General features: G+C 64.4%; 7 protein-coding genes and 1 riboswitch. Of the genes, 2 read left to right on the top strand and 5 right to left on the bottom strand.

The window, feature by feature from the left end:
• Positions 1-4 precede the first annotated feature (4 nt).
• A complete protein-coding gene (locus E4633_RS01715) occupies positions 5-2,284 on the top strand; it encodes a response regulator (RefSeq protein WP_135868547.1) in 2,280 nt (759 codons plus the stop codon).
• Positions 2,285-2,490: 206 nt separating this feature from the next.
• Here E4633_RS01715 and E4633_RS01710 read toward each other — a convergent pair whose 3' ends face one another.
• Complete coding sequence (locus E4633_RS01710) at positions 2,491-5,352, bottom strand: hybrid sensor histidine kinase/response regulator (protein ID WP_135868546.1); 2,862 nt, start codon at positions 5,350-5,352, stop codon at positions 2,491-2,493.
• A gap of 201 nt (positions 5,353-5,553) precedes the next feature.
• On the opposite strand from E4633_RS01710, the gene E4633_RS01705 reads away from it, so the two are divergent.
• The gene (locus E4633_RS01705) at positions 5,554-7,053 is read left to right on the top strand and encodes a hypothetical protein (protein ID WP_135868545.1); all 1,500 of its coding nucleotides are present in this window, start codon (positions 5,554-5,556) and stop codon (positions 7,051-7,053) included.
• Here the strand turns inward: E4633_RS01705 and E4633_RS01700 are convergent.
• The 4 genes from E4633_RS01700 to E4633_RS01685 all read right to left on the bottom strand — a co-directional run bounded on the left by E4633_RS01700 (position 7,025) and on the right by E4633_RS01685 (position 14,353).
• A complete protein-coding gene (locus E4633_RS01700; RefSeq protein WP_135868544.1) occupies positions 7,025-7,615 on the bottom strand; it encodes a DUF4337 domain-containing protein in 591 nt (196 codons plus the stop codon). The genes E4633_RS01705 and E4633_RS01700 overlap by 29 nt on opposite strands.
• 13 nt (positions 7,616-7,628) lie before the next feature.
• Entirely contained in the window at positions 7,629-8,420 is a 792-nt protein-coding gene (locus E4633_RS01695; RefSeq protein ID WP_135868543.1) for a PTS sugar transporter subunit IIA, read from the bottom strand.
• A 2-nt stretch (positions 8,421-8,422) separates the two neighbouring features.
• Entirely contained in the window at positions 8,423-11,104 is a 2,682-nt protein-coding gene (gene mgtA / locus E4633_RS01690) for a magnesium-translocating P-type ATPase (RefSeq protein WP_135868542.1), read from the bottom strand.
• Between the two features lie 393 nt (positions 11,105-11,497).
• Positions 11,498-11,667: riboswitch (M-box (ykoK) riboswitch) on the bottom strand.
• A 103-nt stretch (positions 11,668-11,770) separates the two neighbouring features.
• Entirely contained in the window at positions 11,771-14,353 is a 2,583-nt protein-coding gene (locus E4633_RS01685; protein WP_135868541.1) for a sigma 54-interacting transcriptional regulator, read from the bottom strand.
• Positions 14,354-14,484: the final 131 nt, after the last annotated feature.

Raw genomic sequence — 14,484 nt, 5'->3', positions numbered from 1 at the left:
CGCCATGAGCGAAATACCTCCTGCAACCAAACCGAGACTCCTCTACGTCGACGACGAACGGCCGAATCTCGTGGCGTTGCGTGCGCTTTTGCGCGACACCTACGAGGTGTTCATCGCCGAGACCACCGACGAGGCGTTCGCTCTCCTTTCCGGGCATGACATCCCCCTTGTGGTTTCCGACCAGCGCATGCCAGGCATGACGGGGACCGAGTTCCTGGAGAAGGTCGCGGCGGCCTATCCGGACTGCATCCGCATGATCCTCACCGGGTATTCGGACATCGACGCCGTCATCAACGCCATCAACCGCAGCCAGATCTACTACTACTTCAAGAAGCCGTGGAACGAGACCGAGATCCGCCTGACGCTCTCCAACGCGCTGGAATCGATCATGACGCAGCGCCGGCTGGTGGAGAGCGAGCGGCGCTTCCGGAGCACCTTCGAGCAGGCGGGGCTTGGGCTTGCGCACCTCGAACTGGAGGGGCGCGTGCTGCGGGCGAACGGCAAACTGCAGGAATTCCTGGGGGCAACGGAAGCGGAGCTCCTGGGAACGCAACTGAGCGACTGGTTGCCCGGGTTCGACCCGACCGAGCCGCTCGGCCACCCCGGGCAACTCGTGGTCCGGGAGGCCCCGGTGGCGACGCCGCATGGGGAGCGCTGGAGCCGGCTCACCTCCTCGGTTTCGCTCGACGGTCAGGGAAAGCCGGATTACCTGATCACCCTCGTCGACGACCTCACCGAGCGCCGGCAGACCGAGGAACTGGTACTGAAGCTGTATCACGTCGTGGAGCAGAGCCCGCTTTCCATCCGCATCACGGCGAAGAACGGGGTCGTCGAGTTCGTGAACCCGAGCTTCACCCGGATGAGCGGCTATGCGGCGGAGGAGATGGTAGGCCAGCAGGCGGACCTCCTGCTGTCGGAGCAGGCCCAGGAGGCGGACCACCAGACCCTCTGGGATTGCATCACCTCAGGGACGGTCTGGCAGGGAGAGATGCCGAGCCGCGCCAGGGACGGCCGGCTTCTCTGGACGCGCGTCACCGTTTCGCCGGTCCGCACCAGGGACGGGGTCGTCACCCACTACGTGACCATCAAGGAAGACATAACGGAGCGGCACCGGCTGGAGGAGCAGCTGCTGCAATCGCAGAAGATGGAGGCGATCGGGCAACTCGCTGGGGGCGTGGCCCACGATTTCAACAACATCCTCATGGTCATCATGGGGTACGGCGCCATGTTGAAAGGGGACAGCCTCCTTGCTCCCGAGCAGAAGGAAAAGGTCGACCACATCCTCGAGTACGCCGACCGGGCCGCCCAGCTCACCTCAAGCCTGCTCGCCTTCAGCCGCAAGCAGGTGATGAGGCTGCAGCCTGCCAACCTGAACGACATCATTTTGCAGGTGCAGAAGTTCCTGGCGCGGGTCATCGGGGAGGATGTCCAGCTCAGATCGGCGGTAAGCGCGGAGCCGTTGCCGGTCAGGGTCGACAGCGGCCAGATCGACCAGGTCCTGATGAACCTGGTCACCAACGCCCGCGACGCCATGCCGGGGGGCGGCGTGGTGACCATCGAGACCCACCGGCAGATGATCGAGGAGTGCGGCGCATCGACCGGCGAGCATCCCGCGCCCGGTCCTTACGCGGTCGTTTCCGTCTCGGACACCGGGGTCGGGATGGACGAGACGACGAGGACCAGGATCTTCGAGCCCTTCTTCACCACCAAGGAGCCCGGCAAGGGGACCGGCCTCGGCATGTCCATCGTGTACGGCATCATCAAGCAGCATAACGGTTTCATCAACGTGTACAGCGAACCGGAAGTAGGGACCACCTTCAGGATCTACCTGCCGCTGTACCGGATCGGAGGGGCTGCCGAGGAAAGCGCCGCGGCACCGGATGCTCCCGGCCGGGGAACGGAAACGATCATGGTCGTGGAGGACGAGCCCTCACTGCGTCAGCTCCTGGACAGCATCCTGACCGAGCACGGGTATCGGGTCATCCTGGCGCAGGACGGGGCGGATGCGATCGAGAAGTTTCAGGGGACGCCGCCGGGAACCATCGCGCTGGTGCTTATGGACCTCATCATGCCCAGGATGAACGGCAAGGAGGCCTGTGAGGAGATCAGGAAGGTCGACCCGTCGATGCGCGTGGCGTTCACGAGCGGCTACACCAGGGAATTCATCGACATCCGCGACGCCCTGGCCGAGGAGATCGAGCTCATCATGAAGCCGGTTCAGCCTACGGAGTTGCTGCGCAAGGTACGGGACATTCTCGACCGTTCCACGACACCGGCCGCATAGAGGTACCTCAAAAGCCCTTCCATAAGCCGTCTGAGGGATGATCGTGCGGCAGCCAGTCTCGAAGCAGTGAGTATGGCGACACGTGCCCCCCTTTGCGAAGGGGGGACAGGGGGGATTTGCGGCCTTCGTTGGCAGCTGTCCTTCGCGTCCCCTCTCCCGGGCGTGGTGAGGGCGTTGCTACCCGGTCATGTCGCGCCGCACCCGGCTCAGTGTGCCAGCAACTGGGCGATCTTTTCATGGAGCTGCCGGGAGTCGAGCGGCTTCGAGATGTAGTGCATCCCTTCCTCCACGATGCCGCGCTGGGCGACGATGTCGGCGGTGTAGCCGGACATGAAGAGGACCCTTATCCCGGGGCGGATCCCCCTGATACGCTCGGCCATCTCTCTGCCGTTCATCCCCGGCATCACCACGTCGGTCAGGACCATGTCGATCTCACCCCCCTGCGCGCAGATGTCGATGGCGCTTTCCGGCGTCCCCGCCTGGATCACCTCGTACCCCATCTCCTCAAGCATCAGCGTCGTCGTGCAAAGGAGCATCTCCTCGTCCTCGACGAGCAGGATGGTGCCGCTGCCGCTTTTCGGCAGGGCGGCATCGACCTCCTCCTCGCGCGCCTCCTCATGGTGACGCGGCAGGTAGATGTTGAACACGGTCCCCTGCCCCGGCTCGCTGTAGACGTTGATGAACCCGTTGTTCTGGGTGACGATGCCGTACACGGTGGCGAGCCCGAGGCCGGTGCCGACCCCCACCCCCTTCGTCGTGAAGAACGGCTCGAAGATGTGCTCCCGCGTCTCCCGGTCCATCCCGGTTCCGGTGTCGCTCACGGTGACCTTCACGTAGTCGCCGGGGACGCAGCCGGCGTGGTGGCGGCAGTAATCCGTGTTGAGGCGGATGTTGGCGGTATCGATGTTCAGGTTGCCGCCGTCGGGCATGGCGTCCCGGGAATTCGCCGAGAGGTTCATGAGGATCTGGTCGAACTGCGAGGGATCGATGAGGACGGTCCAAAGCGGCGTCGCCGGCTTGAAGGTGAGCTTCACGTCCTCGCCGATCAGGCGGCAGAGCATACTCTCCGCGGCGAGGACCTGGCTGTTCAGGTTCACCGGTTTTGGAGAAACGATCTCCTTGCGCGAGAAGGCGAGCAACTGCCGCGTGATCTCGCTGGAGCGCTGCGCCGCCTTCAGGATGTGGTCGAGGAACTTCTGCTCCGGGGCGTCGTCGGGGATGCGGTGCCGGCAAAGCTCAGCGGCGCCGATGATGACGCCGAGCATGTTGTTGAAGTCGTGAGCGACGCCACCGGCGAGCCTCCCGACCGACTCCATCTTCTGGGACTGCCTTAGCTGCTCCTCGAGCTTCTTGTGCTCGGTCATGTCGCGCCAGATGCAGTAGTAGACCTGGCGGTCCTGGATGTTGACGATCTGCGCGTTGACCTCGACGTTTCTGAGCTCACCGCTCTTGGTGCGCTGCACCGTCTCGAAACTCCCACGTCCCTCCCTGACGATCCCCCCTATCCGCTCGTGCGTCTCTTCCCGTGTCTCCTGCGCCTCCACGTCGAAGATGGAGAGCTCCGCGAACTCGTCCCGGCTGTAGCCCAACTGTCTGCATACCGCGTCGTTGAAGTTGAGAAAACGCGCCGTCTCCGGGTCGATGATGACGATGCCGTCGGGGGACTGCTCGAGGAGGAGCCGGTTCAGATTCGACTCTTCCTCGATGGCCCGCTCCATCTGCTTGCGCTCCGTGATGTCGGTGATGACGGCGATGCGGCAGGTGCGCCCCTTGTAGACGATGTCGTGCGAGGTGACCACGATGGGGAAGACCGAGCCGTCCTTTTTGCGGTGGTGCCACTCCCCCACGTAGGTATGCCCGGTGAGCTTCGCAGCGACATCGGTGATCCTGCGCTTCTCGTAATCCGGGTAGAGGTCGGTCAGGTGGAGTGCCAGCGCCTCTTCGCGCGCGTAGCCGTAGGCGAGGGCGAACGCCTCGTTCACCGCGACCATCTCCATGCTCCCGCGCTCGTAGATCAGCATGGGCGCCGGGTTGTGCTCGAAGAGGTCGCGGTATCTCTGCTCGCTCGCTCGCAGGTCGGCCTCGGCCTCCTTTCGGGCCGCCTCCTCCTTGAATATCAGCATAGCGCGGACGATAAGGCCGGAGACAGCGATGCCCGTCGCCAAAAGGAAGGCGAGCAGCGCGATCAGGCGGTTTCGGTACGAGGTGAGGGAGGCGAGGATCTCCTTTTCGGAGGAGGTGACCGCGATGGACCAGAAGGTGTTGCCGAGCGCCACCGGGTAGTAGACCGCGAGCTGTTTTGTCGGCTTGCTGTCCCGCGCGTCCACTCGGGCGCTGTAGCTCCCCGTGCCTGCGCCCCCCTTCAGCATCTCCCGCGCGACGGCTCTGCGGCTCGGGAACTCCCTGGCGTTCTCGAAGACGTTTCTGCCGCTGTGCCCGGCCACGGGGCAGTACAGCTCGGTGCCGTCGCGGCTGACCACCCAGGCGTACCCGGTCTTGCCGATCTTGATCACGTCGAAGTAGCGGTGCGCGAGGTTCTGGAAGTTGATGACGATGGCGATGCTCCCCTTGAAGCGTGCCCCGTCGAAAACCGGGACATGGAGGGCTACCGCGTCGTATCCCTGCACCGCCCGGAATACGTCGCTCACCACCGGCTGGTGCGTTCGCATAAGTTCGCGGATGTGCTTCTGGTCCGCGATATTTTCCCCCTCCGCTTCCCGCTGCGGAACGGTGAAGAGAATGACCCCGTTTTCGTCCACACGGGTGAAGGATCGGATCTGCTCCTTGTGGGCATCGTAGAAGAATTCCATCTGCTGCCGCCCGGGAGCGTCTAGGATGGCGATCTCCTTCATCCGTGCCAGGGAACTGAGGATACCGGTCCAGGTGGCGAAATATTCCTCGATACCCTGGGCCGCCTGCCTTGCATGGATCATCTGCTCGTCATGCAGCCTGGAGATGGCCGCATCCTTCGCCTTGTCATAGGAGAGGGTGAAGATGAGCCCGCACACGATTGTGGCGACGACGACCAGCAGGGCGAGCGCCCTTTTCTGTATGTACCTCTGCATCATAGTGAAGACCATGGCCGCTTTATGGGCGGGGTATTTTGCGGTGCACCGCTACATCACTCTTATCGACCGTTGCACGGGAAACTGTGAGGGAAAAAACGAACCGGAGGGGGGGCGGCACTGGTTGAACGCGGTGCCATTGCAAAAGCGAGTGCCGCCGATACAATTCGTTGACGTTTTTTAATCAATTAGGAGGAGGCGCCTATGAAAAGCTACCAGGAGATCGCCGCCTTTGTCGTCGCGGTTGCCACCGCCTTTTTCTACCTGCTGTGGTTCTTCCTCCCCCCCGTCCGCCTGGTCTGGCGCTGCCTCTCCTCCGAGGAAAACCTCCCCGTGATGAACACGCTGAAGGCGTGCTGGGACTCCGCCTGGCCCTTCAAGCCGGCGATGTTCAGAAGGCAGATGCGCCTTTGGCTTGAGCTCAGGCTTTTGCACCCGAAGCCGCGCAAGGAGCCCGCCTGGTATCTCGACGCCAAAACCAAGAGGTACCAGCTGCAGTTCGACGACAAGGCTTACCGACGCGAGCTCGCCGAGTGGCGGCGGGCGAACCGGGCCAAGTTCGGCGCCTTGAAGATCAAGGAGCGCGAGCCGGTGATCGAGGTGGTGGATGTCTTCAGGTTGAACGATGAAAGCACCAAGAACGGGATCAAGCAGTACCTGCTCGCCGTGTCGCAACTGCGCCTATCGCTCGACGAGGAGGCCTCCTTTCTCTGCAGCGTGAAGATCGAGCACGGCTTCCTTCTGCCCTTGAACCTCCTGGCCGGGCTCATGTCGCGCTTCTCCGACGACTGGGACCCCATCATCTCCTCGTACGACCGGATGTCGCACCGCGGCTTTTCGGCGCAGCAGATGACCATCTTCAACCTCTGGCTTTTGTGGGGACCAAGCGTCCCGATCTGCAGTTGCGAACAGTGGCAGGGGCCCATCACGCTGCAGTACGGCTTCGGCGACGAGAACAATTCGGTGCGCGTGAGGGTGAGAGACGAGAGAAAGGAACAGCTCCTCTCCGACCTGAGAAAAGCGGCGGCGGCGCAAACAGGCGCGGCGCACCCGGCCTTGCACGCGAGCGTGACCGGCAAGCTCTGGCCCCCGAGCAGCTTTTTCCAGGGGGAGATCTGCGGCGCGCAGCAGGAGCTTTTGAACCCGGACCGCGAGGCTTTCATCCTGGAGTACGAGGGGCACAGCGTGGTGGGGAACCCGGCTAGTTCGCGGCTCTTCTACACCGCTTACGTATGGGCGCTCTTCGTGGTGGGGCGGGAGCAGAAACCGGGGACGGAGCAGGTGCGCAGCGAGCCGTGGCTGCACGTGATCCCCTTCTTCGAGCACGGCAACATCGTCGATGAGTCATGCTACGAGATGGCGAAGCTGCAGCTTGCGCAAAAGGTGCTCGAATACGTGCGGGCGAGCGGCCACATCGAGGCGGACCCGAGCCTCGCGCCGCTAAGACTTTGGTACGTGACCGCCCTGGACGACTCCGGCTGCGGGCGCGGCATCGAGGTCCCCCCGCGGGGCAAAAGCATCAAGGCGACGCTCGAGGAGTTGCTTTCGGAGAGCGAGCATCGCCCGCTCAGGAAGCGGATCATCACCGACGACGCGTCCTACGCAGCACTCCTGTCGGGGTGCCACCTCTCCAAGGTAGTGTCGGAGCTCTTCGCCGCGATCGAGGGGGACGGCGCTAGGAGAGGGCGCGCACCAGCGCGGTAGGGTGCAGCGGCAGGCCGGCCAAGCCTGCGACACCCATGACGATCCCGAACCCCGCGACGGCGAGCGCCAGGTACAGGAGCTTTTTTTTCTGGGTGAGCGAGGCGATGGCGAGCATGGCGAGCGATACCGCGAGCGTCGCGTCGGAGAGGTCGAACTGGTCGTCACGGTAGTTCAAGTCGTCGTACTGCTTGCCGAGCCCGTTCGCTTGGGCGGCGAGCTTCTCCTCTTCCACCTTGTAGCGCGCGATGTTGTCGCCGTACTCCTTCTTCTGCCGCTCTAGCGCGGGAGAGCTCTCCCGCGGCGCCAGCGCACCGATCGCCACCACCTGGTTCAGCCCGAGTTCGGCAAGGTGCTGTTTGAGCTTTTTCGCCTGGTATTCGTTCCAGGTGTCCACCTGGTCCGACTTAGCCTGCAGCATCGCCTGGACGATGTTGTCGTCCTTCACCTTGGACACCGCCATGAAGACCGAGATGATGGCGACCGCCACGGCGACCTTGTTGTTGAGCGCGTTTCTCTCCTCGGACGAATCGAGGCGCTGCTGCAGATCGTTTGCTTCCGTCATGGCAATCCTCCCCTTACTTCCCTCCCGAAGTCCTCAATGCCAGGCAGTCGATGAGCAGGCGTTCGCCGGTGAAGGAGGCGTCTTTGCGCTTCACGATGCGCCATCCGCCGACGTTGAAGGAGCTGTGCGCCGTCGCCTCCTCGGCGAGCCCGGGCATCCCCTCGAGGAGCTCAACGAGCGCCTGGTCGTGTCCGAGCACCACCGGGGAGAGCCCGGTGCCCACGATGATGGTGACGGGCTCGACGAGCAGGTTCGCGAGGTCCTGGGGGACCGGCTCCACGGCGGCCGCTTTCCCCTGCAGGCGGATCATCCTGGCGCGGGAGTCGGGGCCGACCGTCCCCCTCGTGGTGCTGATCAGGTCGAGCAGGTGGTCGCGGATGTCGTTCAGGCTGTCGGCCGCGTTCAGCCGCTCGATCTCCGGGTAGATCTCGAGAGCCTTCGCCAGGAGGGAGATCTCGCGCAGGTAGTTGCTGCGCTGGTTCTCCGGGACGAGGTACATGGCGATCACCTTCACCGGTTTCCCGTCCGGGGTGCCGTAGTCGATCCCCTTGGGACTCCAGCCGACGACGCAGATCAGGTCCTCGTCGAAGGGGACGCGGGCGTCGGGGCAGGCCCACCCCTTGCCGAGGGCGGTCTTCGAGGCCGCTTCCTTGGCGAGGATGAGTCCGGCCACGTCGGTGTCGGCGGGAAGCGACGGGACCGCCTCCAGGATGTGGGCGAGGAAGCGGAGCGCGTCCTCCTTGTCGTAATCGTCCGGGATCTCGAGGAGACGCCCTTCCTGTAGTGCGTCGAGCAGGCTGTCCATGATCAGTCACCTCCAAAGCGTTTGAAGAACCAGGTCTTCACGAAGTGGGTAAGGATGGAATAGGTCAGAAGGAACGCGACGATATAGACCCAGTACACCGGCGGCAGCGGCACGAGGCTCAGCGCCCCCGCGAAGGGGGAGTAGGGGAGCCAGGCGCCGATCCCCATGATCGCCAGCGTGGTGAGGGTCATCGGAAGCGAGGCCGAGCTGCCGAAGAACGGTATGCGCCGGGTCCTTATGATGTGCACGATCAGGGTCTGGGTGAGCAGCGACTCCACGAACCAGCCGGTCTGGAAGAGCCGCGCAAGCCCGTCCTGCTGCAGCGCGGTGACGCCGGGGGCGTTGTAGGCGGCGCAGCCAAAGACATACCACATGAGCGCGAAGGTCGCGTAGTCGAAGAGCGAGCTTATGGGGCCTATGCAGAACATGAAGCGCTTGATGTTGCCGATGTTCCACTTAAGCGGCTTCGCCACCAGTTCCTCGTCGACCCGGTCGGTCGGTATCCCGGTCTGGGAGAAGTCGTAGAGGAGGTTGTTGGCGAGGATCTGCACCGGCAGCATCGGGAGGAAGGGAAGCAGGTAGCTCGCCCCGATCACCGAGAACATGTTGCCGAAGTTGGAGGAGGACCCCATCCGGATGTACTTGATGATGTTCGCGAAGACGCGGCGCCCCTCCATGATCCCCTCTTCGAGGACGAGAAGGCTCTTCTCCAGGAGCACGATGTCGGCGGTCTCCTTGGCGACGTCGACCCCGGAGTCGACCGAGATGCCGACGTCGGCGGCCTTAAGCGCCGGGGCGTCGTTGATGCCGTCCCCCAAAAAGCCGACCACGTGGCCGCTGTCGCGCAGGCTGCGCACGATCTGCTCCTTCTGGGCCGGGGAGAGCTTCACGAAGACGTCCACCTCGCGGACCACCCGCGTGAACTCCTCGTCGTCCAGGCGCGCAAGCTCCGCACCGGTCAGCATCCCGTCCGCCTTCAGTCCCACGTTGCTGCAGACCTTCTTCGTCACGAGCCCGTTGTCGCCGGTGAGCACCTTCACGCGCACACCCGCCTCCTGCAAGAGGGCGAGCGCCTCGCTCGCCTGCGCCTTCGGTGGATCGAAGAAGGCGATGAACCCCAAGAGGATCATGCGCGACTCGTCCTTCACCTCGAACTGGGTCTTCTCGCGCGGGAACTCGCGGTAGGCGATGGCGAGCACGCGGAAGCCGTCGCGGTTGTGCCGTTCCACCTCCTCGAAGAGGTTGTCCCGGATCATGTCGAAGAGGGGGAAGACCTCCTCGCCGATCTGGTAGTGGCTGCAGCACTCGTAGATCTCCTCCACCGCCCCCTTGCAGATGAGCACGTGGTCACCCTCGAAGTCGACGACGACCGACATGCGGCGGCGCTGGAAGTCAAAGGGGAGCTCGTCCACCAGGCGGCAGAGCTGGACGTTCATCTCGGTGTGGTCGAGGATGGCGCGGTCGATCAGGTTTCTTAAGCCCGTCTGGTAGTGGCTGTTCAGGTAGGCGTAGGTGAGGACGTCTTCGCTGGTGCGGCCGGTCAGGTCGACGTACTTCTCGAGGACGACCTGGTCCTGGGTCAGCGTGCCGGTCTTGTCGGTGCAGAGGATGTCGATGGCGCCGAAATTCTGGATCGAGGGGAGCCGCTTGATGATCACTTTCTTGGCCGCCATGGTGAGCGCGCCCTTGGCGAGGTTCACCGTGACGATCATTGGGAGCATCTCGGGGGTGAGGCCGACGGCGATGGAGAGGCCGAAGAGGAGGGCATCGACCCAGTTCCCCTTGGTCATGCCGACGATCATGAAGACCGCGGCGGTCATCACCAGCATGAAGCGGATCATGAGCCAGGTGAAGGAGCGGGTCCCCTTGTCGAAGCTCGTATCCTCCGGCTTCTCGGCAAGCGAGGCGGAGATGGAGCCGAAGAGGGTCCTGACGCCGGTGTTAACGACGACGGCGCGCGCCGAGCCGCTGTTCACGCTGGAGCCTAAGTAGCAGGCGTTCGGGAGTTCCCAGGCGGAGAGCCCGGTGTCGTGCTCCTTGTCGACCATGGCGCTCTTTTCCACCGGCATCGACTCGCCGGTGAGCGCGGACTGGCTCACGAAGAAGTCCTTGGCGGAGAGGAGCCTCACGTCGGCGGGGATGATGGAGCCCGCCATGAGGAGCACGATGTCGCCCGGGACCACGTCGCTGATGCGGATCTCGGTCTCCTCGCCGTCACGCAGCACGAGGGTGCGCGACTGGACCCTCTTGCCGAGCGCCTCGACCGCCTGGCCGGAGCGGCGGTCCAGGATGAAGGAGAGGCCGACGCTCAGGATGATCATGGCGCTTACGATGAGGGCCGACTTGGTCTCGCCGACGATGCCGGAGATGATGGCGATGACGAGGAGCTGGATTACGAGCGGGCTCTTGCAGCGCTCGAGGAGGTCGGCGAACACGGTGAGGCGTCTTGCGTGGGCGAGCTCGTTGGCGCCGTACTCGTCGAGGCGCTTCTCGGCCTCCTCGGCGGAGAGCCCCTCTTTCGCCTTCGTGTCGAGCTCTTTCAGCGCGTCGCGCACCGAGATGGAGCAAAGCTCCACCAGGCGGCGCTCGCTCTCCCCCTGCGACGCCGTTTTGTGCGCCTGCTGGCGCTGGGCGGGCGTCTGCTTTGCCGAACGCCCTCCCGGTATATTGGAAACGATGAACATCCTGCCTTCTCCTGTACGGCAACCTTGCGTGCGGCCAAAGCGTACCACATCCGCAGCCGGACGGACCGGTGCTGCGACGGCGCGTGCGACCGCAATACGACGCCGGATGCGCCACGGGCGTAGAGCGCCCTGCGTAAGCCGGTCGGTGCTTGCATCAAGAGGGAGTTCGTGTGGAAGACTCCCCGCTGCTTATCGAGTCCCGTTCCTGTGGGCGGAACCGGATCAAAGCGGGCAGGGAAGGAGGAAGGCTTTGAAGGGGGTTATCGCCGCGGGAACGGGATGGGTAACGGATATTCGCTACTATGACTGTCCAATGTGAAAAACCACCACCTTTCTGTGCGATGTGCGGAAACGAAAAAAGGCCACGGGAGAACCCGGGCCTGGATGTGCCTCACGGTTCCCCACTCGTCGGTTTTCGGCAGTGCACAACGTAGGTCGCAAGGGACCAGCTACCTTAAGTAGAGCCTTAATCCGGCAATACCTGGTCTACCCATTGGCGTCTTTCGACGTTTCCGGGCAGTAGCCTGTGTTTGTGCAAACGCCTCATCTTAACGAGGAACTCTGTCTGTTTATACCCTGTCGGGAAAATTGTCAACCCGTTATCGTCGGGGATGGCGACGGTTACGGCGTTTCACCCCGATTGGCCGCTGCCGCGCGCGAGATCCGTTACAGGATCGCCACGAAAACCGTCGCCGCGGCGACGATCAGGACGCGGTGACCGGCAAGCGCGCCGCCGGGGAGACCGTCCTGGCGCTGCAGCTTGCCGAGGATCTTGAGCGAGAAGAGCGCAGCGAGCAATATGAGCGGGTAGATGAGCAGGCGCAGCGTGCCGAACTCGGGGGTGAGCCGCGCCGCGTCGAGCCGGCCGTCGAGGCCCAGGGCGTCGATCATGAGCGGCACGAGCGCAGCGCCCCCCTCGACCAGGGCGCGGAAGAAGATGAGGAAGAGCCCGGCCGCGGCAAGCGGCAGGTAGGCGAGCCCGCTCGTGGTGAAGACCTGGCGCCACCCGGTTCCGCGCACCGTCGCCGAGGCGAGCATGGTGAGGAGGGTGAAGCCGGCCACGATGGCGAGGGCGACCAGGTAATCGGTGACGCTCCAGAGGGTGCGCGAGAAGATCTCGATGTGGCGGCCGGCGGCGAGCGGTGTCCCCTTCGCGGCGATGACCACGCCGACCAGGGTGGTGCTGAAGAACGCCTCGCGCAGGCCGCGCCGGGCGCGGTTGAACCCGCCCCAGGTCGGGTTTCTGAGGTCGAGCTGCATGGAGTGGTGCGGACAGCTTCGCACGCAGTTCAGGCAGAGGACGCAATGGTCCGAGCTGTCGACCCCGGAAGGGTGCAGCCCCATGGGGCAACCCTTTTCCTTGATGCAGTCGTCGACCCGGCAGCGGCTCAGGCAGACGTTGTGGTTACTGTGCATCTCAAGGGGAGAGATGCGCGAGACGAGGCTCACGATGCGCCCCAAGGGACAGAGGAACTTGCACCAGCCGCGGCGCCCGATGACGAGATCGGCGCTCACCGTGGCGCAGAGGATGCCGAAAAGGAGAAGTCCGGTCGCCCCGGCGTAGGTGAACATCCCGGTCGCCTGCTCGGCCAGAAGGATCAGGACGAGTGCCACGAAGGAGAGGGTGGGGCCCCAGCGGCGCAGCCAGGGGGCGGGGTCGCGCACAACCCGGCTCGACACCCCGATATACTCGCCGATCGCCTCCATGGGGCAGAAGCTGCACCAGCCGCGGGCAAAGAGAAAGGCGGTGACGAGGAGCGCCGGCCACCCTATGGTCCAGGCGGCGAGGTTCGCCGCGTTGTTAAGAGGAGGCCCGAAGAGGGTGTATAGCGTCACCGCCAGAAAGAGCGGCACGGTGACGTAGCGCAAAAGGCGCGGGAAGCGCGGGTTGCGCGCGAGGCGCTCCACCGCCGGGAGGGTGAGGAGGTCGAAGTGCCCGTCGCCGAAGGGGTGTCCCTGCAGGGATATGTGTTCGGGGTGGATCTCGTCGTCGTTGCAAACGACCACGGCGCGCGAGACGACCTGGTACAGCTCGCTCGCGTTCAGGGGCCAGTCGTGGTCCACCAGGCGGTTCAGGGCGTCCTGGGAGAGGCGGCGCACGTTTTTGTGGTGCTTCGCATTCAGGGACTTCAGAAGGCTTCTCGCGATGACCGGGATGTCCTTCTTGCGTTCCCTCAGCGGTGCCAACTCCACCGTTTCGCCCGAGAGCTTCTTGAAGAGGACCGCGTTGAACTTGCCGTTTTCGACCATGGGGGCGAGCGGCTTGCCGCTCGTCGCTATGATGCGCACCTCTCCGCTTCTAAGCTTCGTCTCGCCGCGGCGCGTGAAGTGGCCGGACTCCATGAACTCGACCAGTTCCTCCTGCACCGCGGGGGTGAGGCAGTCGATGTTTCTGAGGATCATGTCGCCGCCGGCGGCAAGCTCGATCATGCCGCGCCGCACCCGGCGAGCGTACACAGCCCCCTCAGGGGCGTGGCCGAAGAGCGCCGCTTCCTGGGCGAGACCGAGCAGGAGCGAGCTCTGCGCCGCCGATTCGCTCGCCGCGCACTCCTCGCCCAAAACCGGCGGCGGCGCGGCGCAGTCGAGGAAGAGGACGGGGCGGTTGTCGTCGCTGTGGAAGTGGATCAGGCGGGCGGCCAGGTCCTTCCAGGTGCCGGGCTCGCCCAAGATGAGGACGTGGCTCCTGGTGCCGGCCAGGTGCTCGAGGCGCTTGTTGAGCAGGCGGACCCAGGGGGAGATGCCGGGGAACTCCCCGAACTCCGGGAGGAGCTGCCAGCCGATGATGTTGGTGATCACCTCGCGGTGCTCGCTCTCCTCGCGCTGGTGGCGGTGCGCCCAGCTCCCGAGCTGCGCCGCGAGGATGCGGCTCATGTTGGCGTAGAGAAGCGGCATGCGCTCGAGGAGCTCCTCGAAGTCCTCCCGGGTGAGCCGTGCCGCCTGCACCTCGGTGATGGCGCGCACGTCGGCGGAGCGCTTCTCGTCGGTCAGGATGGCGCGTTCGCCGATCACGTTGCCGATCCCCAGTTCGGTGAGGTTCAGGATCTGGCCGGAGCGGTCCAAAAGCTCCACCCGGATGCGCCCCGAGAGGATCACGTAGAGCTCCATCGCCGGCTCGTTCCTCGAGAGGATGATCTCGTCGGCGGCGAACTGGCGCAGCTCGAGGCGCCCGGCCACCTGCCGGAGGTCGTCCGTGGCGAGGCCGTTGAAGAGACGGATCCCGGAAATGGTTTCGCAACTGATGGTGCCCATCGCTCTCCTGCTCCGGCAGAAGGATGTCGCGGACGGCGCGAAAGTATGCGCCGCGGCGCGGTGAGCTGCCGGAGAGGGTTCGATGGTAGCGTAAAAGGTGGGGAGCTGTCTAAAACGTATACCGCCCGCGG

The sequence above is a fragment of the Geomonas terrae genome (assembly GCF_004791675.1).
Classification (GTDB): Bacteria; Desulfobacterota; Desulfuromonadia; order Geobacterales; family Geobacteraceae; genus Geomonas; species Geomonas edaphica.
The sequence above is the reverse complement of the archived record's forward strand: the minus strand, read 5'-3'. Positions and strand labels throughout refer to the sequence as shown.